This window comes from Aminipila luticellarii (assembly GCF_004103735.1).
Taxonomy (GTDB): Bacteria; Bacillota; Clostridia; order Peptostreptococcales; family Anaerovoracaceae; genus Aminipila; species Aminipila luticellarii.
The window spans coordinates 2,145,081-2,169,114 of sequence record NZ_CP035281.1; the positions used below are offsets into that span (position 1 = coordinate 2,145,081).

General features: G+C 41.9%; 26 protein-coding genes, 1 tRNA gene and 1 other annotated feature. All 27 genes read right to left on the reverse strand.

Annotated features, from left to right (window positions below; genetic code table 11):
- Positions 1 to 14 precede the first annotated feature (14 nt).
- The 27 genes from rpoB to EQM06_RS10110 all read right to left on the reverse strand — a co-directional run bounded on the left by rpoB (position 15) and on the right by EQM06_RS10110 (position 24,032).
- A complete protein-coding gene (gene rpoB, locus EQM06_RS09980) occupies positions 15 to 3,710 on the reverse strand; it encodes a DNA-directed RNA polymerase subunit beta (RefSeq protein ID WP_128746298.1) in 3,696 nt (1,231 codons plus the stop codon).
- Between the two features lie 315 nt (positions 3,711 to 4,025).
- Positions 4,026 to 4,394, reverse strand: a complete 369-nt coding sequence (gene rplL, locus EQM06_RS09985; protein ID WP_128746299.1) for a 50S ribosomal protein L7/L12 — start codon at positions 4,392 to 4,394, stop codon at positions 4,026 to 4,028.
- An 85-nt stretch (positions 4,395 to 4,479) separates the two neighbouring features.
- A complete protein-coding gene (gene rplJ / locus EQM06_RS09990) occupies positions 4,480 to 4,983 on the reverse strand; it encodes a 50S ribosomal protein L10 (RefSeq protein WP_128746300.1) in 504 nt (167 codons plus the stop codon).
- 52 nt (positions 4,984 to 5,035) lie between these two features.
- Positions 5,036 to 5,153: a sequence feature (ribosomal protein L10 leader region), on the reverse strand.
- A 20-nt stretch (positions 5,154 to 5,173) separates the two neighbouring features.
- A complete protein-coding gene (rplA, locus tag EQM06_RS09995) occupies positions 5,174 to 5,872 on the reverse strand; it encodes a 50S ribosomal protein L1 (RefSeq protein ID WP_128746301.1) in 699 nt (232 codons plus the stop codon).
- Between the two features lie 68 nt (positions 5,873 to 5,940).
- Complete coding sequence (gene rplK, locus EQM06_RS10000; RefSeq protein WP_128746302.1) at positions 5,941 to 6,366, reverse strand: 50S ribosomal protein L11; 426 nt, start codon at positions 6,364 to 6,366, stop codon at positions 5,941 to 5,943.
- Between the two features lie 17 nt (positions 6,367 to 6,383).
- Positions 6,384 to 7,031, reverse strand: a complete 648-nt coding sequence (gene nusG, locus EQM06_RS10005; RefSeq protein ID WP_128746303.1) for a transcription termination/antitermination protein NusG — start codon at positions 7,029 to 7,031, stop codon at positions 6,384 to 6,386.
- A gap of 16 nt (positions 7,032 to 7,047) precedes the next feature.
- On the reverse strand, positions 7,048 to 7,290 hold the full coding sequence (gene secE / locus EQM06_RS10010) for a preprotein translocase subunit SecE (protein WP_128746304.1): 243 nt from the start codon (positions 7,288 to 7,290) through the stop codon (positions 7,048 to 7,050).
- Between the two features lie 12 nt (positions 7,291 to 7,302).
- On the reverse strand, positions 7,303 to 7,464 hold the full coding sequence (rpmG, locus tag EQM06_RS10015) for a 50S ribosomal protein L33 (RefSeq protein ID WP_128746305.1): 162 nt from the start codon (positions 7,462 to 7,464) through the stop codon (positions 7,303 to 7,305).
- Positions 7,465 to 7,685: 221 nt separating this feature from the next.
- Complete coding sequence (locus tag EQM06_RS10020) at positions 7,686 to 8,189, reverse strand: PaaI family thioesterase (protein ID WP_128746306.1); 504 nt, start codon at positions 8,187 to 8,189, stop codon at positions 7,686 to 7,688.
- A gap of 229 nt (positions 8,190 to 8,418) precedes the next feature.
- Complete coding sequence (locus tag EQM06_RS10025) at positions 8,419 to 9,561, reverse strand: DHHW family protein (protein WP_128746307.1); 1,143 nt, start codon at positions 9,559 to 9,561, stop codon at positions 8,419 to 8,421.
- Between the two features lie 12 nt (positions 9,562 to 9,573).
- The gene (locus EQM06_RS10030; protein WP_128746308.1) at positions 9,574 to 11,022 is read right to left on the reverse strand and encodes an MBOAT family O-acyltransferase; all 1,449 of its coding nucleotides are present in this window, start codon (positions 11,020 to 11,022) and stop codon (positions 9,574 to 9,576) included.
- Between the two features lie 11 nt (positions 11,023 to 11,033).
- Entirely contained in the window at positions 11,034 to 11,537 is a 504-nt protein-coding gene (locus EQM06_RS10035) for a DUF4358 domain-containing protein (RefSeq protein ID WP_128746309.1), read from the reverse strand.
- A 16-nt stretch (positions 11,538 to 11,553) separates the two neighbouring features.
- On the reverse strand, positions 11,554 to 12,456 hold the full coding sequence (locus EQM06_RS10040) for a GDSL-type esterase/lipase family protein (RefSeq protein ID WP_230975051.1): 903 nt from the start codon (positions 12,454 to 12,456) through the stop codon (positions 11,554 to 11,556).
- A gap of 161 nt (positions 12,457 to 12,617) precedes the next feature.
- On the reverse strand, positions 12,618 to 13,811 hold the full coding sequence (gene tuf / locus EQM06_RS10045) for an elongation factor Tu (RefSeq protein ID WP_128746293.1): 1,194 nt from the start codon (positions 13,809 to 13,811) through the stop codon (positions 12,618 to 12,620).
- A gap of 149 nt (positions 13,812 to 13,960) precedes the next feature.
- Positions 13,961 to 14,037 (reverse strand) — tRNA-Thr (locus EQM06_RS10050).
- Between the two features lie 280 nt (positions 14,038 to 14,317).
- A complete protein-coding gene (locus EQM06_RS10055) occupies positions 14,318 to 14,581 on the reverse strand; it encodes a hypothetical protein (RefSeq protein ID WP_128746311.1) in 264 nt (87 codons plus the stop codon).
- On the reverse strand, positions 14,578 to 15,693 hold the full coding sequence (locus EQM06_RS10060; RefSeq protein WP_128746312.1) for a hypothetical protein: 1,116 nt from the start codon (positions 15,691 to 15,693) through the stop codon (positions 14,578 to 14,580). Before EQM06_RS10060 ends, EQM06_RS10055 begins: the two co-directional genes overlap by 4 nt.
- Positions 15,694 to 15,885: 192 nt before the next feature.
- Positions 15,886 to 16,500, reverse strand: a complete 615-nt coding sequence (gene sigH, locus EQM06_RS10065) for an RNA polymerase sporulation sigma factor SigH (RefSeq protein ID WP_128746313.1) — start codon at positions 16,498 to 16,500, stop codon at positions 15,886 to 15,888.
- A complete protein-coding gene (gene rlmB / locus EQM06_RS10070; RefSeq protein WP_230974954.1) occupies positions 16,484 to 17,239 on the reverse strand; it encodes a 23S rRNA (guanosine(2251)-2'-O)-methyltransferase RlmB in 756 nt (251 codons plus the stop codon). The genes sigH and rlmB overlap by 17 nt, the downstream gene beginning before the upstream one ends.
- A 1-nt stretch (position 17,240) precedes the next feature.
- A complete protein-coding gene (locus EQM06_RS10075; protein ID WP_128746315.1) occupies positions 17,241 to 17,726 on the reverse strand; it encodes a dihydrofolate reductase in 486 nt (161 codons plus the stop codon).
- Positions 17,727 to 17,791: 65 nt separating this feature from the next.
- Complete coding sequence (thyA, locus tag EQM06_RS10080) at positions 17,792 to 18,622, reverse strand: thymidylate synthase (protein WP_128746316.1); 831 nt, start codon at positions 18,620 to 18,622, stop codon at positions 17,792 to 17,794.
- A 25-nt stretch (positions 18,623 to 18,647) separates the two neighbouring features.
- Positions 18,648 to 19,061 carry a Mini-ribonuclease 3 gene (locus EQM06_RS10085; protein WP_128746317.1) on the reverse strand — a complete coding sequence of 138 codons (414 nt, stop codon included), beginning with the start codon at positions 19,059 to 19,061 and terminating at the stop codon, positions 18,648 to 18,650.
- A gap of 90 nt (positions 19,062 to 19,151) precedes the next feature.
- The gene (gene cysS, locus EQM06_RS10090; protein ID WP_128746318.1) at positions 19,152 to 20,549 is read right to left on the reverse strand and encodes a cysteine--tRNA ligase; all 1,398 of its coding nucleotides are present in this window, start codon (positions 20,547 to 20,549) and stop codon (positions 19,152 to 19,154) included.
- Between the two features lie 137 nt (positions 20,550 to 20,686).
- Positions 20,687 to 21,988 (reverse strand): M23 family metallopeptidase, encoded by a 1,302-nt coding sequence (locus EQM06_RS10095; RefSeq protein WP_128746319.1) that lies wholly within the window; start codon positions 21,986 to 21,988, stop codon positions 20,687 to 20,689.
- 348 nt (positions 21,989 to 22,336) lie between these two features.
- Positions 22,337 to 22,825, reverse strand: coding sequence for a peptidylprolyl isomerase (locus EQM06_RS10100; protein ID WP_128746320.1), 489 nt, complete (start codon positions 22,823 to 22,825; stop codon positions 22,337 to 22,339).
- Positions 22,826 to 22,897: 72 nt separating this feature from the next.
- Positions 22,898 to 23,413, reverse strand: a complete 516-nt coding sequence (locus EQM06_RS10105) for an NUDIX domain-containing protein (RefSeq protein ID WP_128746321.1) — start codon at positions 23,411 to 23,413, stop codon at positions 22,898 to 22,900.
- 10 nt (positions 23,414 to 23,423) lie between these two features.
- Positions 23,424 to 24,032 (reverse strand): trimeric intracellular cation channel family protein, encoded by a 609-nt coding sequence (locus EQM06_RS10110; protein WP_128746322.1) that lies wholly within the window; start codon positions 24,030 to 24,032, stop codon positions 23,424 to 23,426.
- Positions 24,033 to 24,034: the final 2 nt, after the last annotated feature.

Below are 24,034 nucleotides of genomic sequence, written 5' to 3' on the forward strand. Positions count from 1 at the left end.
GTCCCTCCCCCTTTCTATAACTCATCATCAAGCTCTTCGCTTATTTCGAGATCTGTGATATCCAAATCCTCGTCGTCTTCATCCGACTCTTCAAGGCTTTCTTCTAAAAATTCCTCCTCAAAGGATTCAGGTTCTGCCTCATCCTCCAGATCAATGATGTTCTCAAGGCTTGAAATACCTTCAAAATCAGTTGATTCCTTTATTTCAATCTCCTCATCTTCATCTGTCAGAACCTTCACGTCAAGGCCCAAGCTCTGCATTTCCTTGATGAGAACCTTAAAGGATTCAGGAATACCCGGCTCAGGAATATTTTCGCCTTTTACGATTGCTTCATAGGTCTTTACACGACCTACCACGTCATCGGACTTTACAGTCAGTATTTCCTGTAATACATGGGCTGCTCCATAGGCTTCCAGAGCCCATACTTCCATCTCTCCGAAACGCTGTCCGCCGAACTGAGCTTTACCTCCAAGCGGCTGCTGAGTTACCAGAGAATAAGGACCTGTACTTCTCGCATGAATCTTATCGTCTACCAAATGGTGCAGCTTCAGCATATACATGTATCCAACGGTTACCGGATTGTCAAACGGCATTCCGGATCTTCCGTCGCGAAGCTGCAGCTTACCGGTTTCAGGGTATCCGCATTCACCCAGAAGGTTAATAATATCTTTTTCATTGGCACCGTCAAATACCGGAGTCGCAATGTACCAGTCTTTAAATTTAGCTGCCAGACCTAAATGTACTTCCAGTACCTGCCCAACATTCATACGGGAAGGTACGCCAAGTGGGTTCAGCATGACCTGAAGCGGTTCGCCGTTCTCCATGAATGGCATATCTTCTTCCGGAAGGATTCTGGAAATAACACCTTTATTACCGTGACGTCCGGCCATTTTATCTCCTACGCTGATCTTTCTCTTGGTGATGATATAGCATCGAACCAGCTTGTTGACTCCCGGCGGAAGTTCATCGCCGTTTTCCCTTGAGAAAATCTTTACGTCTACGACGATACCGGTTTCACCGTGAGGTACTTTAAGAGAAGTATCTCTCACCTCTCTGGCTTTTTCTCCAAAGATGGCCCGCAGCAGTCTTTCCTCTGCGGTCAGCTCCGTTTCACCCTTAGGGGTCACTTTACCTACCAGGATGTCTCCCGGTTCCACCTCAGCTCCGATTCGGATAATACCCTCCTCATCCAAGTCTCTTAAGGCTTCTTCGCTGACATTTGGAATGTCTCTTGTGATTTCTTCCGGCCCAAGCTTTGTATCTCTTGCTTCTGCTTCATATTCTTCAATATGCAGCGTCGTAAGCTTATCTTCCATGACCAGACGCTCGTTCAGAACGATAGCGTCCTCATAATTGTAGCCTTCCCATGTCATGAAACCGATCAGAAGATTTCTTCCCAGTGCGATTTCACCCAGATCTGTAGAAGGGCCATCTGCGATGACTTCACCTTGTTCAATGTGTTCCCCGTGATTTACGATCGGTCTCTGGTTGATACAAGTACTCTGGTTCGCACGCTTAAACTTTAACATGGTGTATTCGTCCGTGCCTGTGCCGTCATCCCGTCTGATTCTAATTTTGGTCGCATCTACATACTCAACGGTACCCGCATTCTTAGCAAGGATCACAACGCCTGAGTCTCTGGCCGCCTTATACTCCATACCGGTTCCAACATATGGAGCATCCGGTATTAAAAGAGGCACAGCCTGACGCTGCATGTTGGATCCCATCAGGGCTCTGTTAGCATCGTCGTTTTCAAGGAACGGAATCATGGCCGTCGCAACAGATACAACCTGCTTCGGCGATACGTCCATGTAATCGATCATTTCTCTCGGAACCAGGTCGATTTCACCGCCCACCCCTCTGGATGCAACTTTATGATTAGCAAATCGGCTCTCTGAATCAAGAGGCTCATTGGCCTGAGCAATAATCAGCATTTCTTCTTCATCAGCCGTCAAATATTCAATGTAATCCTGAACAATACCCGTCTTTTTATCCACTGGTCTGTAAGGAGCTTCTATAAAACCATATTCATTAATCTTGCCATAGGTGGTCAGCGATCCGATCAATCCAATGTTCGGACCTTCCGGCGTTTCAATCGGGCACATTCTTCCGTAATGAGAATGATGTACGTCTCGAACTTCGAATCCTGCTCTTTCTCTGGACAGACCGCCTGGGCCTAATGCAGAAAGCCTCCTTTTGTGAGTCAATTCAGCAAGGGGATTTGTCTGGTCCATGAACTGAGATAACTGAGAACTGCCAAAGAACTCTTTTATGGCAGCCGTAACCGGCCTGATATTCATGAGGGCCTGCGGCGTCGTCACCTCAATGTCCTGAATCGTCATTCTTTCCTTTACGACTCTTTCCATACGGGCAAGACCGATCCTGAACTGATTCTGTAACAGTTCACCAACCGTTCTAAGTCTTCTGTTTCCTAAATGGTCGATATCATCCACGCTGCCGATGCCATAATTCAAGTTCAGAATATAGCTGACGGAAGCAATAATATCATCTATAATAATGTGCTTCGGCGATAAGTCATTTTTTCTCATGACCAAAGCTTCTTTTATCTCATCTTCTGTGGAGCACTCTGAAAGAATCTCCATCAGTACAGGATAATATACTTTTTCTTCTACTTTAAGTCCTGTGATATTAAAATCCACATACAATTTCAAATCAACAAATCGGTTACCAATGATTTTGGTAACATATTCTTCATCTGTTTTGCCGTATGCATAAATTTCCTTTACACCGGCATTCTCAATCTGAAATCCCAATGCTCTTGAAATCTTCTGGCCCTTTTCTGCCAGAATTTCACCTGTATTCGGATCAAAAACATCTTCGGCTGCCACAACACCTATGATTCGATTTGATAATCCAAGTTTTTTATTATATTTATATCTGCCAACTTTTGCAAGGTCGTATCTCTTTGGGTCAAAAAACAGGGCATCCAGGAAAGATTTTGCACTTTCAACGGTAGGAGGTTCTCCCGGTCTCAATTTCTTATAAATTTCTTTCAGTCCGTCCTCGTAATTATCCGTTGGATCCTTGTCCAAAGATTTTCGTAATCTCGGATCATCCCCAAAAATGTCAATGATCTCCTGATCCGAACCAAAGCCTAACGCCCTCAGCAAAGTTGTAACAGGTTGTTTTCTGGTTCTGTCAACTCTTACTGAAATAATTTCATTGGAGTCTGTTTCGTATTCAAGCCATGCTCCTCTGTTTGGAATAATGGTGGTTGAAAACAATTTATTATTAGACTTATCCACAGTTACGTCATAATAAGGTCCAGGAGAACGAACTAACTGAGTTACTACGACTCTCTCTGCACCATTGTATATAAATGTACCTTTTTCTGTCATCAGCGGGAAGTCTCCCATAAACACTTCCTGCTCTTTTACTTCTCCTGTTTCTTTATTAATCAATCTAACTTTTACTTTTAACGGAGCCGCGTATGTTACATCTCGTTCTTTACACTCTTCCTGTCCATATTTTGGAGGGTCGCTTAGCGAGTAATCGATAAATTCTAATACTAAGTTTCCTGCATAATCCTTTATTGGCGAAATATCTTCAAAAACTTCATATAGACCTTCTCTGATGAACCAGTCATAAGATTCGGTCTGAATTTCGATAAGATTAGGCATTTCTGCTACCTCATGGATTTTTGAGAAGCTCATGCGCTGTTTTCTACCTACTGTAACGGGTGTTGGCATATTCATCACTCCTTATATCATGAATCTTCCTTAAAAGATTCACTCAAACTCAGATTCTTTGATTCAATGAACGTTTCCTATTTCATGGCCATAATTCGCAGCACGTTCATTATTTCTTTAACAAATAACATTGTATGGCAGTCTATTATACTATCACAATATTTAAATCCAGTCAAGCTATTTTTTCTAGTTTTTACAAAATTATTATGTACTTTCCATTTATATTTCATACGATTTTGGGTATAATTTATAAATTATGCTAAAAGAGACGGCGATAGATTCGCCGTCTCTCGTGTAGTTTCCCTTTAGTAGAGCTTACTTTAATTCTACGGAAGCACCAACTTCTTCTAACTGCTTCTTAACAGCTTCTGCTTCTGCCTTTTCAATGCCTTCTTTAAGATTTGAAGGAGCTCCGTCAACTAATTCCTTAGCTTCCTTTAGACCTAGACCTGTCAGTTCTCTAACAACCTTGATGACCTTGATCTTTTCTCCACCAGCACTTGTAAGTACTACTGTGAATTCTGTCTGTTCTTCAGCAGCTGCTTCACCAGCTCCTGCTGCACCGGCAACTGCTACTGGAGCTGCTGCGGATACTCCGAATTCTTCTTCACATGCTTTAACTAATTCATTTAATTCTAAAACTGTCATCGCTTTGATAGCTTCGATAATCTGATCTTTATTCATTTTTATTCTCCTTTTTATTTTTATCTGTTTCTTAACATTCTAAATGGATAAGGCACATTTTGTTCGATAAAATGCAGCCCTTTGTTTACGCTTCAGCGCCTGCCTTAGCATCTGCGATAGCCTGAAAGGTTCTAACCGCTTTGGATACAGGGGACTGAATGCTTCCCAAGAACTTAGCAATAAGTTCTTCTCTTGAAGGAAGAGAAGCGATCGCTTCCATACCCTTTGCATCGAAGAAGCTTCCTTCAACAACACCGGCTTTGAAGGCCATCTTTTTATATTCTTTGATGACTCCGTTCAGTACTCTTGCAGGAGCAACTGCATCATCATAGCTGATTGCCACAGCACTCGGTCCCTCCAATACTTCAGCAAGACCTTCGTACTTCGTTCCCTGAACAGCTCTCTTTACAAGAGTATTCTTGTAAACTGTATAGTCTACGTTGGCATCACGAAGTTTCTTTCTCATGGCATCTGCTTCTGCAACGGTAGTTCCGATATAGTCGATAACTACTGCTGACTGAGCTCTTTCCAGCTTATCTTTTATCTCGTCAATGATTACTTGTTTTTCTTTCTGTGCTTCTATTGACATTTACGACTCCTTTCTTCATCTTCCCTGTTGGCAGATGATAATAGATCATAGGGTACTCCATAAAAAATCCCTGCCAATCATAGACTGGCAAGGACAACATATTTATATTGTACCTCGGCGGGAAATTAAGCATTTGCACCCGCTGTCTACGGTGATAATTCTATTTAATTGTTCCAATCTGAACCTACTGTTAGTTTGAAAGCTTCATAGAGTTCAGCTTTATTCCGGGACCCATTGTGGAAGCAACCGTTACGCTTCTCAAATATTGTCCTTTTGCTGCTGCCGGCTTTGCTTTTACAACAGCTTCCATTAAAGCTTTAAAGTTCTCTTCCAGTTTCTGTGCTCCGAAAGAAGCTTTTCCGATTGGAGTATGGATAATGTTCGTCTTGTCAAGACGGTATTCAACTTTACCGGCTTTGATTTCTTCAAGAGCTTTTGTAATATCCATTGTTACGGTTCCTGATTTAGGGTTCGGCATTAATCCCTTAGGACCAAGTACCTTACCAAGTCGACCAACAACACCCATCATATCCGGAGTTGCTACAACTACATCAAAGTCGAACCAGTTTTCAGTCTGAATCTTCTGAGCCATTTCTTCAGCTCCTACATAGTCTGCACCGGCTGCTTCCGCTTCCTGCGCTTTAGGGCCTTTAGCAAATACCAGAACCTTCTTTGATTTACCAGTTCCGTGAGGAAGTACAATTGCACCTCTGACCTGCTGGTCGGCATGTCTGCCGTCAACGCCCAGCTTGATGTGAACTTCAATCGTTTCATCAAACTTAGCTTTTGAAGTCTTTGTGATCAAATCCATTGCTTCACTGACTTCATATAAATTTGTTTTATCAACTAATTTAGCTGATTCTCTGTAATTCTTGCCTCTCTTTGGCATATTTTCTACCTCCTTGTGGTACAAACGATCTGCTGCAGTTTTTTCTCAGCACGATCTCCCATCTGTTATTAACCTTCTATTACAATACCCATGCTTCTTGCAGTACCCTTGACCATAGATGCTGCTGCATCCAAATCTGCTGCGTTCAAGTCCGGCATCTTGGTTTTTGCGATTTCTCTCACCTGTTCTTCTGTTAAAGTAGCGACCTTCTTTTTATTTGGTTCGCCTGATGCTGCTGTTAAACCAGCTGCTTTCTTTAACAATACTGCTGCAGGAGGAGTCTTTGTAATGAATGTAAATGATCTGTCCGCATAAACAGTGATTACAACCGGAATGATCATTCCTGCCTGATCCTGAGTTCTGGCATTAAACTGCTTACAGAAGTCCATAATATTTACGCCCTTCTGTCCTAATGCCGGGCCTACTGGAGGTGCTGGTGTAGCATTTCCTGCCGCAATCTGAAGTTTAATAAGACCTTCAACCTTCTTTGCCATATTCTTTCTCCTTTCTGTTAGATTTTATCTACTTGTCCAAATTCAAGTTCAACCGGCGTATCTCGGCCAAACATGGAAATTTTCACCTTTAGGGTTTCTTTTTCCATATTCACTTCCTCAACCACACCCATGAAGCTTTCAAAAGGACCATTGATAACTTTCACATTGTCGCCTACTTCTACATCGATTTCAACGTGAACCTTTTCAATGCCCATTCTCCTTACTTCTTCATTAGTAAGCGGAATAGGTTCTGTGCCATGTCCTACGAATCCCGTGACACCCTGAGTGTTTCTGACAAGATACCACGATTCGTTGGTGACGATCATCTTCACCAAAACATAACCCGGAAATATTTTTCTGGTCTTCACCTTACGCTGTCCGTTCTTCACTTCCACGCTGTCTTCGGTAGGAACAACGATATCCAGAATCAAGTCCTGCATACCCCTGTTTTCAACAATTTTTTCAATATTTACTTTAACCTTGTTTTCATGCCCGGAATAAGTATGAACAACATACCATTTTGCAGGGCTATCCGAATTATTTACATATCCCTGATTTTCATCGTATGCAATTCCAGAACTAGAAGAAACTGTTTGAGCTTCAGCTGGAGCTTCTTCCTCAAGCTCTTCCTTATCTAGGTCTAAGTTGTTTTCTAAATCTGACATCTTATACCTCTACTTATTATAAAGTAATGCCTAATATTGCTTTAAGCGCAGAAAGAACGCCTAAATCAACCAGCCAAAATCCAACTGCAAAAAACGCACAAGTAAATAACACAACGACTGTATATGATCCAAGCTCTTTCTTAGTGGGCCAAACAACCTTTTTCATTTCAGTTTTAATGCCCCTGAAATACTCTCCTATACCAGCTCTTTGTTTTTTAGGAGCAGCTGTCGGCTTTTTTTTAGCCTTTTCATTTTCCATATTACTCACTCCTTATTTTGTTTCCTTATGAAGAGTGTGCTTCTTGCAGAATTTGCAATACTTATCCAACTCAATACGATCCGGGTCGTTTCTCTTGTTCTTCATAGTATTGTAGTTTCTCTGCTTGCACTCTGTACATGCCAATGTAACTTTCACTCTAGCTCCTGCTGCCACTTTATCCACCTCCTATTTGTGCCTTCTGCTTTCAATTTAAATTCAGAGCACTCTTTCAGGCTCCGTATTTTTCTCATATTTTGTAACGTAATCACGTATATTTCCACACTATATACACGATTATATCATACTAAATATCATAAAGTCGCTCATTAAGGATAACATCTGCCCTTGTCTATGTCAAGTTTTTTTTATGATTCCAACGAAATGCCGGACAAAAGTTATAGATCTATTTCTGCCGGATCATTTTCTTCATCCAGTAAATACCATTCCGAGTGGACAAAATCGCCTTCTGCGATCTGATTCACCGGCATTTTCATATATTTCCCCCAAGCTTCTACTGCCACACTGCCATCAGGAAGCAGGATCTGTCCTTCTCCCTCAAAAATCTTTCGGGTATTTCTGGTCATATGGGCTACGCCTTTTAAGTTGGCCTCTGTTGGTACGGGTTTTTTGTATTTTAAAGTAAGCTCAACAGTGACTCCCCAGCAATCCGGCTCTTCGATGCAGACAGTTCTGCCTATCAGCTCATCTAAAACGGCAGCTGAAAGCCCGCCGTGAGTTCTTCCGGGATAACTCTGGTGCCAGTCCTCCGTTCTGAAAGTACAAGTCAGTTGTCCATTTTCCGTCTCATAAAATCTTGTATTTAAGCTGAACTTGTTTTTTGTTCCGCAGACTACACATCTTGCACTGTTATTCTGCTTTTTGGTCACCTTATAATTCATGTTGTCACCCCTTCATCCTTTAACTGTATGAGACCTGCGGTGCCGCATCACAGATGGGGGCAGAATCTCCATTTTAAAACTGCGAACCTAAAAGCCCGCAGTTTAAATCGTATATTTATATTTTATTCCCAGTTTGTAGTGCCGTCAATAGATTTTCTTAAGAATGTCCACCGGTACGCGTTCGCATTCCTTCAATAAATAGATTCTGCTTTTATCTCAGCAATATTTCTTACTCTTTTAATAAGTACACCAGGTTTCTGTCATTTGAATATTGTACTATATTATATAAAAACAGTACATCTGTTATATTGTTTTCTTTTACAAACTGCTGCAGGCTCTGTTTATAATAACGTAAATCAGCCACATAAATGTTCTGGAAATGCGCTGTGATAAACGGCACAAAGCAGTTGGCATAGGAGTCTTTAATGACAAGAATGTTTTGTCCGTTTGTAGCGGTTCCTTTTATAGTAGTCATGGGATTGTTCCCGCTCAGAAAGTATGAATACTTGTCTTTTGTGTTCAGATATTGTTCATTATATAAACTTGGAAATTCTTTCACACCTTTTAACGATTCTATTTTCATCCCTGTATGCTCTATGGCGTTATTGGTAAATTTCTGAATCGAATCCGGTTCCGCAGGATAGCCTGCTGCTTTTGAATAGGTGGTTCCATAGAAATTGCGATTTACTGTCTCTATGTCAAAATCCTTCTTATCCAGTGGTTCTAACTGATTTTGCTCTGCCCATATCCGATATGTATAATAGGCTCCTAACGTTGTCCAGTGGTGATCCGTTTTATAATAAATATATTCATTTTTATGCTGAGACAAAGCTGCGCCTGGATTGACCAGCATTTCACCAAAACATTCTTCTGCTTCTTTTAAAACCTTCCCTTGATCCGATTCCGGAGCATATGGAGGCATCTTATCTTTATAAATTTCCTGAGACGTAGGTGCAAGGATAACAGAAATATTTATCTTACGGTTCATTCCTTTCACTTTCTCTATGAAGGTCTTTGCATAATCCGAATTTTTCTTAAACTGATTTTCATCAATAGTATCCATTGGAAACAGATACCCGTCTTTCCCAAAATAAGCACTTCCATTGTCTTTTTTCCCGGAAACGATATCTGCTATATTTTTAATTTTTACCCACCCATCTCTGCCAATCACCTGGTCGGAAGCATAGGCTTCAAAATTTTTCATATAGGCACCGCTGGCAACATCTGAAATTTTCCATTTAGGTAAGGACTGCAGCTGTCTGTTTTCATTGTCCGAAAAAGCTTTATCCGGTATCATGCCGCACAGCACCAGAAGACAACTTAAAATTAATACAAACCCAATGCCGGTAACCGCCGCCTTTTTGTCTCTCATAATGCCTCCTCGCTAAAATCTAAAATATATAAATGTTTTATAAGTCGATGCAACGATATAAGCAAAGCTCATTATAAATAAGATCAGCAGACCTGCATTTTCTACAACAGCACCTGCCAGCGGGCTTTCTTGCAGCTTGGCTTCATAAAATTTTTTCCATAATCGAGCCGGAGCATCCGTTGAACCGATGATACAGAGTATTAGTAAAATGAAGTTGCTGCTCAGCAAATACCAGGTATAGCTATCTGCAAATCCGGTGTGGTGAAGTCCCATTAGGCTGACCACATAATCCCCTATGGAATCTAAATCTTCTATGGCAAAGATGACCCAGCTGATGGTTACAAGCACCATGGTGTAGATTCCTGCAGCAATACTGCCTATAACAGGAAACCTTTCTTGAAATCTTCGCAGGGCTTTTCCCAGTACCAGCTTCTCGATCACAAGGATGACCGCGAAATACATTCCCCATAGGACAAAATTCCAGCTTGCTCCATGCCACAGACCGGTCAGGGCCCAGACAATAAAAATATTAAGCATTTGACGTCCGGCTCCACGGCGATTTCCCCCTAAAGGGATGTATACATACTCTCTGAACCAAGTACCCAGAGAAATGTGCCACCTGCGCCAAAATTCAGTTATCGATTTGGAGATGTACGGGTAATTAAAGTTTTCTAAGAAGGTAAAGCCGAACATTCTGGCAAGTCCGATGGCCATATCCGAATATCCGGAAAAGTCAAAGTAAATCTGCAATGTAAACGCCACTGCCCCGAGCCATGCAGTGCCTGCCGGCAATTCTGCGGGATTCATTTTTGCGATGCTGTCCCACAGAATTCCTATATTGTTTGCGAGAAGCATTTTCTTTCCCATTCCTATAATAAACTTTCGGACACCGGAAGCAAAGAGTTCCATATCCACACGTCTGTTCACGAGCTGACTTTCTATGGTTTCGTAGCGTACAATCGGCCCCGATATAAGCTGCGGGAACAAGGTCACATAGGTGGCAAATGTCAGAAAGTTTTTCTGCACCTTTACTTTTCGTCGGTACAAATCAATCACGTACGTCATGACCTGAAAGGTATAAAAAGAAATACCGATTGGAAGAGGTAAATCCGCAGCGGAAAAATGAGTTCCAAAAGCCAGATTCATATTATCCGCTAAAAAGCCTGCATATTTAAAAAATCCTAAAATCCCAAGGTTCACCGCCACACCGGCTGCAAAAATCCAGTTGGCGGCCGCAGTCCTTCCTTTTATGCTCAAGCTCTTGTCCAGCAAAAGGCCGAAACAATAATTGAAAATCACAGAAAAAATCATCAGAAAAACATATACCGGTTCGCCCCACGCATAAAAAAAGAGGCTCGAAATCAGCAAGACCAAATTTTTTGATCTTGCCGGAGCCAGATAATATAAACCAATTACAACAGGCAAAAAATATATCAGAAATGAAATGCTGCTAAAAACCATCTATTCTTCACCTATACATCTTTGCCGTCATAATCTGCGATCAGCTTTTCTGCTGCGTCGCTGTCATTACATACCATTAATATAACAGTGTTTCCATACGTCTTTAGAACCGGCCTCGACAATTTATCCAGTTCTGCGGGCACGTAATTTTCAAACCCTTCCTTTTGCGCCTGAATTCTTTCTTCGCAGGCTTTTACCACATCTTCTGCCTTACCGTCTTCCGCCTCGATCACAGCAACCTCTTCTGCCGTCGCACCTGTGCTTGAATACAAAACAGCATCCTCCACCAGATCATCATTCAGGTTGTACAGACTGTAAAAGATCTGCTCATCGACTTCGCTCATATAATCTTTAAATTCAGTGTTCTTAACCAGGTAGGCACCTAAAGCTTCTACATCCGCCTGTTCCAGAACCTTTTCATTTCCTGATGCTTCCTTTACATCTCCGCCGCCGCATCCGGCAAGAAGCACACAAGCTGCCAGTACCATTACTACACACATTCTTACATTTTTCATCTTTTATTTCCCCCTACTATTTTATTAACTCTGCTAAATATTCCGCCCAAATTTTACAATACTGAGCATTTAAATGTACTCCGTCCGTAGTAGCCTCTGCCACCAAATATCCATCTGCATCTACCAGAGCTGCAGCCGGGTTCACAAACTGTACTCCCTTATCGGAAGCCAATTTAATAATATTTTCGTTATACCAGTATACCTGTGCGTTATTATGTATTTTATCGCTGTCATTTTTTGATTTTGAAACAGGCAGTACGGCTTGAAGATATATGGTAGCGTTTGGCTGTTTTTCTTTGATCCGGTCGATTAATTGGCCGTAGTCTTCTAAAAAGGTTTCTATGTGATTCCAGCCCAGCTCATTCAATCCCACTCCTACAATGATTTTATCGTAAGCTGCCGCATCCAGCATATCATACACCGAAAGAGACTTTCCGTTAACAGAAACCGTTTTGCCCTCTTCTATTTTATCTATGGTCATAGCTTTCATACAAAAGTATGAAGCATTTCTTACGCCGGAATAAAGCTTAAAGCCCTCCACTCTGGAGTCTCCTATAATCAGCGTATCGTTATATACCGCATATAGCTGATCTTGGGGAAGTTCTTCGGGTTTCACCACCGGTTTGCTGCTCTCTTTGGTTTCTGTAGCGGCCGGCTTTTCATTTGTTTTATCTCCTTCGCCCTCTTGTCCGGCTTTCGGTGTTTCTTTCCCCTGATCCGAAGCCGGCTCCGCATCTTCTTTCGGTTCCTCTATATTTAGGCCGGAATTGACAGGACTCTCGTTCATTGGCGGATTTTGTCGTTTCAAATGTTCTTTCGCCGCGGCACTGATCCCCAACATACAACAAACTAAAACAATCAGCAAAATTGCGCTGATTATTATAGAGGTTTTAAATCTTTTTTTATTGCTTATTCTCATCAAAACTGCTGCCCACCCACCTAAAATTTATACTAAATTGCCTATAATTAACATTTTTTGTTTATAGATTTGTCTCTTTCTCCATATATTCTAAATCCTGAAGCGAAAAAAGGCAATGGGAAATTTCCCATTGCCTAAAATTTCTTTTTTTACATTTTTAATTATTCGATAATAGAAGCAACTACGCCAGAACCTACTGTTCTTCCGCCTTCTCTGATGGCAAATCGTAAGCCTTCTTCGATTGCGATCGGTGTGATCAATGTGATCGTCATCTGGATGTTATCTCCCGGCATACACATCTCTGTTCCTTCCGGTAACTGCAGATCTCCTGTTACGTCTGTTGTTCTGAAATAGAACTGTGGTCTGTATCCGTTAAAGAATGGCGTATGTCTTCCGCCTTCTTCCTTCTTTAATACGTATACCTGTGACGTGAACTTTGTATGCGGATGAATCGTTCCCGGTGCACACAGTACCTGTCCTCTTTCGATTTCATTTCTCTGTACGCCTCTTAACAATGCTCCGATGTTATCTCCGGTCTCTGCCTGATCTAACAGCTTTCTGAACATTTCGATTCCCGTTACCACTACTTTTCTTCTCTCTTCGGTCATTCCGATGATTTCTACTTCATCTCCTACCTTTAACGTTCCTCTTTCTACTCTTCCTGTTGCTACTGTTCCTCGGCCTGTGATGGAGAATACGTCCTCTACCGGCATGATGAACGGCTTGCTGTTATCTCTTTCCGGTTCTGGGATATACGTATCTACTGCTTCAAACAGTTCGATGATCTTATCTCCCCATGGACCTGCCGGATCTTCTAAGGCTCCTAATGCGGATCCTCTGATGATCGGTGTGTCATCTCCCGGAAATTCATATTCGTCAAGAAGTTCTCTTACTTCCATTTCTACTAAGTCTAATAATTCTTCGTCATCTACCATGTCGCATTTGTTTAAGAATACGATGATATATGGTACGCCTACCTGTCTGGATAACAGGATGTGTTCTCTTGTCTGCGGCATTGGTCCGTCTGTTGCTGCTACTACCAGAATCGCTCCGTCCATCTGCGCTGCTCCTGTGATCATGTTCTTTACATAGTCAGCATGACCCGGACAGTCTACGTGCGCGTAGTGTCTGTTCGGTGTCTCATATTCAACGTGCGCTGTTGAAATCGTGATTCCTCTTTCTCTTTCTTCCGGTGCCTTATCGATCATGTCAAAGTCGACCTTCTGACCTAATCCATATCTCTGGTTCAATGTCTTGGTTATTGCTGCTGTAAGTGTCGTCTTACCGTGGTCTACGTGACCGATTGTTCCGATATTTACGTGTGGCTTTGTTCTCTCAAATTTCTGCTTTGCCATTTTTATTTTTCCTCCCCTTTGCATTTTAACCTTGCAAATAATTTCTTTTTTATGTTGCAGTTTCTGCAAACCATCGATTTGCAGAAACTCTTTGTCGATCTGTCATCCAAAATCCTCGTAATTCGTAATTGGGACAGATCTTTATAAGTTGGAGCTGTTGAGCAGGCTTGAACTGCCGAACCTCTTCCTTACCAAGGAAGTGCTCTACCTACTGAGCTACAACAGCACGTTAGGTCTATTTTACAATATTACAAAGGGTTAGTCAATAGGACAAATTCAATACGCGGACCACTTTTTTTAAAATTGTTTTTTAGCCCGCTGCATCCATTAATTCTCCTCAAATTGGGAAGTAAACCATTCATGTGCTGTACAAAGGTCATTATATTAAAAAACTGTCCTAAAACAAATAAGCGTATATTGCTGATCTATCCTAAGACAGTTTTTTAATTTATTATCAATTTAAAGGATTCGCTTGTTTTTGCATATTTATACACTCATTTTTATTTTTACTTAATGTATGCATTAATAGCGTCTGCACCCTCTTTGTGTGCGTGATAATACACTCTTAATTTTCTATTTTTATCGAAATCGTATCGTGTTTCTTCCAGAAGACCATTTGCCTCTGCAGTCATAACTGCTTCGATTACCGCAGGCTTTTTTAAACCTTTAAAGCGTCCATATTGGCCTTTTAATGCCTCTATGACATCATCTGCGCAGGCTTCGTTCACCCCAGTAAAATATTTCAAAATAGCATAGTTTAGTGGCATCATGCTGAAATACCTCCCTTTTCTTTATTGTTTTTAAAGAAGTCCAACGGATTTACAGCCATAATGAAGATTCCTAAGGACATGACTACAGCAGCCATCCATGCGATAGGAGGTATCGCCCATCCGTCCTGACCAAAGATCAAGCCAAGAATGATCCATGAGATCAAAGGTGTAAAGAAGGAATAAGTAGCATTGCAGGCCATGCCGAGAGCCGTGCCGCACATGCTGTTTCCTTTGTACCATAAGTTAAATGAATATACTGCGAACAAACCACTGATTACAAACCAGATCATTGCATGTCCGTCTGACAGCGCAGCTGGAATAAGGTCAAAAGAAAGACCAAGACCGCCGCTTGCAAAAATACCGAACAAAGGAACTAAAACAATTAAGTTTGTCAATCCTGAGGTAATCTGCCTGATGGTGATTCCGATTTCATAATCCACCATACAAGTCGCATAGCCTGCCACGCAGCCTTCAATTCCCCAGCCCAACGCTGCAACGAAGGCCACGATCATGCCCAGTACAAGTCCGTCTGGAGCCTCTCCCCCAAAACCTGTGCTTGCAATCATAATGCTCGCTGCGAAACAAATCAGAATGCCCAACAGAGTACGCGGCGTCAGTTTCTGCTTGTATAAAATTCGGCTTAAAATCGCTGCAATCGCAGGACATAGAGCCGTAATAGGAATAACAATAGAACCTGCCAGCTGCAAACATGCAACATAAGCGGTTCCGGCGATCGGTCCTCCGGCTAACGCTGCCAGAGCAATCATTCTGCCGGGCTTCGTTTTAACCGTTCTAAAAAAGTCACCTAACTTTCCCTTTACTGCCGCAATAATCAGTGCCCATATGGCGCTGATCGTATCATTGATCGCACTGCCTAAAGCCGCCAGCATGTATGTAATCGCTATGGCCGGCAAGACAGTATTGGGACCATACCATTCGGACCAGATCCCTGTCGACATACCTAATGTCAAAAAAGAGGAATAAAAGCCATAGCAGAGGCCCGAAAGCAATCCAATCGTAACTCCCCGCTTAAAGAAACCGGTTGATAATTTATCCTTGGCAGCCACCAGGTCTGAATCTGAGACTGCACCTACCGAAAAAACTTCCTTCATAAAAATTCTCCTCACCACTTCATCACTTTTTTGTGTATTTTTATGCATGCTTTTTTAATACAAAAGTCATTTTACGCCTTCCCCTATAGGGGAATGTCAATAACCTTTTTCAAGTTTTTTCAAAATTATGAAATCCAATTTTTAACAAAAAAAGATCCCTCTGTCAATGCTACGGAAGGAATCCTTTTCTTTTTAGCCTCTATTTAAATGATTTTCTAATTTTTTTCTGATGCGCTGAACCGCATTGTCTATTGATTTCGGCGATTTATTCATTAACTTGCCGATTTCATTATAACTTTTTCCTTGAAGAAATTCTACTAAGACCTTGCTCTCTAATTCGCTGAAAAAGCTTTTCCCCTCACTCTCCAATCCTTCCATTTTTTCTCTCATGATGATAATCGTCTCCGGGTTTTCCTGTAAACTGGAATATAAAGTATCTGCAATACTTATTTCGTGACTTTCATCAAAGAACTTGTTCTCTATGGAGATAGATGTATTTAAAGGAGAATATTTCATTCTGGCCGCCTGTTTTACCGCAGATAAGATCTGCCGATTTATACAAAGCTCCGCATAAGTCCGGAAGCTTGCGTTCCGACCTTCCCTATAACTGCGAATCGCTTTGAAAAGGCCAATCATCCCTTCCTGCATAACATCTTCGGCATCCGCACCTGTAACAAAATACAGGCGGGATTTATTTTTTATAGCGCCTTTATACTTCCGAATCAGATTTTCTTCAGCCAGTTCGTCACCGGCTTGTGCCAAAGCTGCAAGCTGTTCGTCGCTCGTCTGATTATAATTTTCCTGCATCTCTTTGTTTTCTTACCTCGCACATTAAAACCGCAGCAGCGTTAGAGGCATTCAGTGACGTAATTTTACCGGCCATCGGTATGGATACAACAAAGTCGCACTTCTCTTTTACAAGCCGGCTTATGCCATGGCCTTCACTGCCGATCACAACAGCTGCCGCCCCCCTTAAATCTGTTTTGTAATACGGTTCCCCGTCCATATCACAGGCATAGATCCATATCCCTTTTTCTTTTAATTCATCTATCGTCTGTGCAAGATTAGAAACCTTAGCACAGGCAACATATTCTACCGCACCGGCAGAGGCCTTAACGACCACATCCGTAATGCCCACAGACCTTCTCTTCGGTATGACGATTCCATGAGCACCGCAGACCTCCGCCGTACGCATGATCGCTCCCAAATTGTGGGGATCTTCCAAATTGTCTAAAAGGATTATGAAAGGAGCTTCCCCCCGCTCTTTTGCTATCTGGAGAATATCCTCTACATCGCAGTAGCCATAGGAGGAAACATAAGCAGCCACGCCCTGATGAGGGCTCCCGTTGGCCAGCCTGTCCAAAATGGGTTTATCCGCCATGGTAACAGGAATCTTTTTATCCTTTGCCATGCCGACAATTTTCTTGATGGAACCTTCGGCTCCTTTCCCTACCAGAATCTTTTCAATTTCCCTGTCATTTCGCAATGCTTCCAAAACCGGATTTCTGCCTACAATAATATTCTTATTCGTGTTTTCTGATTCCAAACTATTTTCTCCTGTACTCCGTAAATTTATATTCCAGTCCATTGGATTCCTGCATATCACTCTCCCAGACCAGACTTACTTCTTTGCACTCATCCAGATTGTTGAAGTACCGATCTGCCGGAAAGGTTTTCAAAATTTTCGTTATAAAATAGGTATCGCAGTCATCGAACAGATCTGCATAAACCTTAGCTCCTCCGATGACATAAATATCATCCGAATCATATTTCTCAAGCTCTTTAAAGAGTTCCTCTTTGGAATGACATACGCTGCATCCCGCAGGATAATCCTTATTTGAGGAAAGAACAATATTAGTCCGCCCCGGTAAAGGTCTTTGACCCGGTAATGATTCCAGCGTTTTTCTGCCCATTACAACTACTTTTCCCATGGTCTTCTCTTTAAAATACTTTAAATCCCCCGGAATATGCACCAGTAATTCATTGTCTTTACCGATACCCCACTTATTATCTGCCGCTGCAATCATCTTCATGCATACTCCTCCTCTCAGGCTCTTCCCGTGCTTATGTGATAAGCATCACAACTGTAAGCCATTATTTATACTGCAATGGGAATATTTTTGATCTGTGGATTCTTTTGGTAATCTTCAATCTTGATATCATCTACAGTAAACTGATAGAAATCTTTGATCTCTGGATTTAATGAAAAGGTAGGAGCCGGAAACTGCGGCCTTTCAATCAGCTCTTTTATCACCGGCACATGCCTATCATAAATATGTGCATCCGCTATGACATGGACGAATTCTCCGGCCTCAAAACCACACACCTGAGCCATCATATGAACTAAGATGGAATACTGAACCACATTCCAGTTATTTGCCGCCAAAATATCCTGAGAGCGCTGATTCAAAACAGCGTTTAACTTATTTCCTGTCACGTTAAAGGTCATGCTGTACGCACACGGTTCCAGATTCATTTCCGTTAAATCATCAAAATTAAAGATATTCGTAAGAATCCGTCTAGAATACGGCGTATTTTTCAGCTGCCAGATCACATTATCCACTTGATCCATTACCCCTTGAGCAAATTTATATTTCTTGCCCAACTGGTATCCGTAAGCCTTTCCGATGGTTCCCTGCTCATCCGCCCATTCATCCCAGATGTGGCTGTTCAGATCTGAAATCCGGTTTGATTTTCTCTGCCAAATCCAGAGCAATTCATCAAAAGCAGATTTAATGGCCGTAGGCCTCAACGTCAAGGCCGGAAATTCTTCCTGAAGGTTATATCTGTTTACCACTCCGAACCGTTTAATGGTATGCGCAGGCGTTCCGTCCTCCCATTTTGCCCGGACGATCTGCCCTTCTGAGGAATATCCATTTTCCAATATGTCTTTACACATATTTACAAATAATACATCGGCTTTACTCATTTGTTCCTCCTCCATATAACCAAAACTATTTTTTTATCTTTTTTCTGACATCATCAAACTCTGCCGCATCAATCAGCTCCACGGCCTGATGAATAATCTCCTCCAACCTTTTCGTCTGCTCTGATAAGTACAAAAAACCCACCAACGCTTCAAATGCAGTTGCCAGTTTATAGGTAACGGCATCCGCATTCTGCGGCTTTGAGGTAATTTTTTTGTTTCTGGCACGCTTGACCAAAGCCAGCTCGTTCTCCGGCAAGGAGTCCATTAATTTTTTTATGGCCAGAGCTTGTCCCTCTGCCCGAACAAATCGAACCGCCAATTTATTCTGCTTATTTACGTTGACTGCATCCTTTTCCAAAACGTACTTACGCACATACACTTCATAGACCGCATCCCCTATATAGGCCAGCGCCGTTGTGTTCATTTTACTTCTATCCATTTACAGATCCTTATTCTTCATTAACAGGGGAAATACCCTTTGTCAATAATTCAAAAAGGTATTCAGCCGATAATATAAATTGTTCCGTTTTTATTCCTTTATAATCTGTACACCTTGAGGCGTATCTTTCAAAGCAATGCCCCTTGCTTTTAAAATATCCCGGATTTCATCTGCTCTCGCAAAATTCTTGTTCTTTCTGGCTTCCTGTCTTTCATCTACTAAAGCTTGGATTTCGGAATCCACCTCGTCATCCTCTTCCTGCTGCAGTAAGCCCAGAACACCAGTCAGTTCGATTAATACATCAAACGCCTTCTTTGCAAATTCCTTAGATGCTCCGTCCTTAACGGTAGTATTAATAAAAGAAATCAGCTCAAACACAGCGGTTATTGCATCTGCTGTATTCAAGTCATCCTCCATAGAGTCAATAAATCCCTGCCTGTATTGGTCAAAGCCTGCAACAGCTTCCTGCTCCGCATCCGTCATGGTGTCTGTGCCGGTTTCCATTAAATGCTTTAAGTTGGACTTGGCATTTTGCATCCTTGCCAGGCCATTCTTTGCCTGTTCCATCAGGGCATCACTAAAGTTGATCGGATTTCTGTAATGTCCGGACAGCAGGAAAAACCGCATAACTTCTCCGCTGTATTTAGCCAGAATGTCTCTTACCGTAAAGAAATTTCCTTTTGACTTGGACATTTTTTCATTGTCAATGGTGATATATCCGTTGTGCATCCAGTAATGGGCAAACGGTTTGCCGTTGTGCGCTTCTGACTGAGCGATCTCATTTTCATGATGCGGGAAGGACAGATCCTGTCCGCCTGCATGAATATCAATCGTTTCTCCTAAAAACTTTTTGGACATGGCGGAGCATTCAATGTGCCAGCCCGGTCTTCCCATGCCCCATGGGGATTCCCATGCGATTTCATCCTCCGACTTTCTTGCCTTCCAAAGAGCAAAATCAAGGGGATCCTGCTTCTTTTCACCGACTTCAATTCTCGCACCGGATTCCAGATCTTCTATATTCTGCTTGGAAAGCTTACCATACTCTTTAAATTTTCTTGTACTATAATATACGTCTCCATCCACTTCATACGCATATCCTTTTTTTATTAAATCTTCAACAAATTGAATGATGTCATCCATTGTTTCCGTTACTTTAGGGTGTACGGAAGCTTTTTTGACATTCAGAGCAGCAGCATCCTTAAAATACTCCTGAATATATTTTTCGCTTACTTCTCCCGGACTTATGCCCTCTTCTTTCGCTCTATTAATAATCTTGTCATCAACATCTGTAAAATTTTGAACAAATTTTACATTTTTACCCTTATACTCCAAGTATCTTCTCAGGGTATCAAACACTACAAAAGGTCTCGCATTTCCTATGTGGAAGTAATTATACACTGTCGGTCCACAAACATATATCTTGATCTCATTTTCATCAATCGGAACAAATTCCTCTTTTTTTCTCGTTAATGTATTATATATTTTCATAGTGGCACTCCTTTTCCTTCCCATCGCTTTCAGCGATTTTTCCTATTGGATAAAAACATAGGGCAGGTAAACCTGCCCTAAAATTATACAATAATCTTCTTAAGTTGTATACCCATTTCACTACAATTAAAACAAGTTTAAATATAATTGAGTGGGTTTTGTGCTGCACCATTGACTCGGACTTCAAAGTGAAGGACATTTCCTGTGGCATTTCCTGTACTTCCCACTGTGCCGAGGGTCTGACCTTTCGTAACCCTTTGTCCGGCGGAAACGCACATGCTGCTGCAATGTGCATAATACGTCTGGAGACCGCCGCCGTGATCTACCTTTACAATATTACCATACGACCCGGAATACCCTGCATAAATAACTACGCCATCTGCAGCAGCTCCAAACGGTGTGCCTGCCGGATTTCTTAAATCCACTCCGGCATGCCTCCTGCTGCCTCTGCTTGCTCCATAACCGGAAGATACCTCAATATGGCTCATCGGAGCACTCAATACACCGCTGAATTTGCCTGTAGCTCCTGTACTTGCCAGATAAATCGGAGCAGCCCCGGTTCCCTTTAAGGAAACCTGATTCTGCGGCTGAGCTAAAACCTGTTCGCTTAGCACATTAGATGCAACTATTACGCCATTTTGTTTGACTACCTGAGAAGTGACCTGCTTACTTCCCGCTACGCCGGCCGTCTTTACTTTAGACTGGCCTTTATACAAAGAAGAGCTGTCCTCATACGTCGTCTCATACGGTATGGTTTCCGTTCCTACTACAGTTTCCGTTGTCGTAATCGCTATAAAAGGTTTGGATTCATATAAATTGACTACCGAACCGATCTGTAAATTGGAAGTGCTGATTCCAGGATTCATCTTTTCCAGTTCTTCCGGAGACACTCCATTTTTTACAGCGATATCCCAAGCGGTATCTCCGCCCTGAACAACATACGTTTTAGGGGTGGCTGTTCCTTTTATGATATAAGCGATTGCATCTGGAACATTCATGACCCAAGCGGCTTCTCCGCCTTGTGCCTTGGCATCATAGGAATCCCAGCCAAACTCCTTATCAAAAACAACCGTTGCGTTCGGATCCGATTTATTACTTAGATAATAGGATTTCACGCCTTCAAAAACGGCTTTGGCATCCTTTTCCGTATCTACCGCCAACACGGTTTTCCCTCCGATACGGATCAGCCACTGTATATCATCTGCGGCCTTTTCAAGACCGACAGTCTTTTGCTGAACAATAGCCTTACTTCCCATGTCTGCCGATAACCCCTGAGGGATCGGTGCCACGGAAAGAATTGCTGCAATGACCAGTACGCCCACTGTTCCGCCGGCAATGGTCTTTTGTTGCTTTGAAAAATCTTTAGTGACCTGTTTCATTTTTTCTAAGGTACAATTATCTTTCATAACACTCATGGCATTTTTTATTTTTACATTCATAGTCTAAATTCCTTTTTTCCTTACTAGTTATTCCTAGCTTTTTTCTATTATCCCCTTTCAAAGAGATGTGCCGTATTTTTAGAATCTCTTATAGCATATTATTTTCAGCTACCTTGCCATGTTACAGGATTGTTACAACAAAGTCAAGCCTTATGCTTGTTTCTTCACAGAAACATCTTATAAAAAAAACCTCGTACATATTGTAAATTCAATATGCACAAGGTTTTCACCAAGCCGTATCGTTAAAAATTTAATAAGCTTCTCAAAGTATTAATATATTACAATAGTGTAACAATCCTGTCACTTATTTGCGGTATTTTCCTTTTTAATCCTCTGAAAAGTATAAAATTATTCCATTTCTTCAATCGTGATTTTTTTCATAGCCTGTTTTTCCATTGGCTTGTCTGAAATGTCTCTTTTTGTATGCACGATTTTATCCGCAGCATCCAATCCTTCTGTGATTTTCCCGAAAGCAGCATACTGTCCATCCAAATGAGGTGCATCCTCGACCATGATAAAAAACTGGGATCCTGCTGAATCCGGATCCATAGCCCGTGCCATAGACAAAACGCCCTTTGTGTGTTTTAAATTGTTTTCAAAACCATTCGCCGCGAATTCTCCTTTAATCGTATGACCCGGACCGCCCATACCCGTGCCGGTAGGATCTCCGCCCTGAATCATAAAGCCCGGAATGACTCTGTGAAAAATAAGCCCGTCATAGAATCCATCCTTTGCCAGAGTCTCAAAGTTCTTTACGGTCTCCGGTGCGATTTCAGGATATAGCTCTCCTTTCATGATATCTCCGTTTTCCATTTCAATCGTGACAATTTTTTTCATACATTTTTCTCCTACTACAATATATTTATGGTCATAGCACTGACCGTCGGTCAGGTCTTTATCCATCTTTTGTTATCTTAACTTAAAGCTGTCATATGTTTTATCTCTCTTTTTTAAAACCGACAGCACTTCACTTTCCAAATGTCCTTCAAACTTTTCCAGTCCGAAAAAATAATCGGTAAAGTCCCAAATCTCTTCCCTCAGATAATCCGGGTACACATTTTCTAAATTCTTAAGCTCTTCTCTGGAAATAAACCTTACTTCCTTCATCACCTGTTCCTGACCGAAAAGTTCGGGATCATATCCAAGCTCCAGATTTCCGCCGCATCTTTTTGCAAGGAAAAAGTTTACGAACCGTTGTCCCCGGTTTTCCGAAACCTCTTCTACATGCCAGACCATTTTTTCGATGGTCACATCCAGACCGGTCTCTTCTTTCACTTCCCGTGCTGCTGCCTGCCGTGCATCCTCGTAATCCTCGATAGCACCTCCCGGCAGCATCCAGATATCTTTGTTTTCATGATGCTGTCTGACCATTAAGATCCTTTTATCCTCATCAAATATAATTACTCGTACTCCACCGGTCCACATAACTGTACTCCTATCCTTGCTTCGCAACCTTTTTTAGATGTAGATCAAACTTCATGGATATTAATCTGGTAGCAAGCGTCACACCAAAAGAAACATATACCGCCGCAAATTTTCCGAAATACGGATATACCGCCATAAAAATTACCGCTCCGAAAATAGAGGCTACCGCATATACTTCCTGCCTGAAAACATATGGAATGTCTCCGCATATTACATCTCTTATAGCACCACCGCCTGTTCCGGTCAAAACAGCTAATGTTATGACCACAAGGGGCATATACACCTCGTTCATCAATGCTGCTTCCGCACCGATAGCCGTAAAGGCTGCCAGACCGATCGCATCGCAAAACATGACTACGTTTTGATATTGAACAATCTTGTTATAACCTGTAATAACAATGACCGTTGTAATCAGGCTGATAATAACATAAAGGGGATTCACCAGAGAAACAGGCGGAACGTTGATTATCACATCCCGGACGATTCCGCCTCCGACTGCCGTTACGATGGCAAAAATGGATATGCCGTAATAATCCAGCTCTCTGTCAATGGCTGTCAGTGCCCCTGCCGCTGCAAAAGCTACAGTTCCTATTAGTTCCATCAGAGAAAGGAATTCCATTC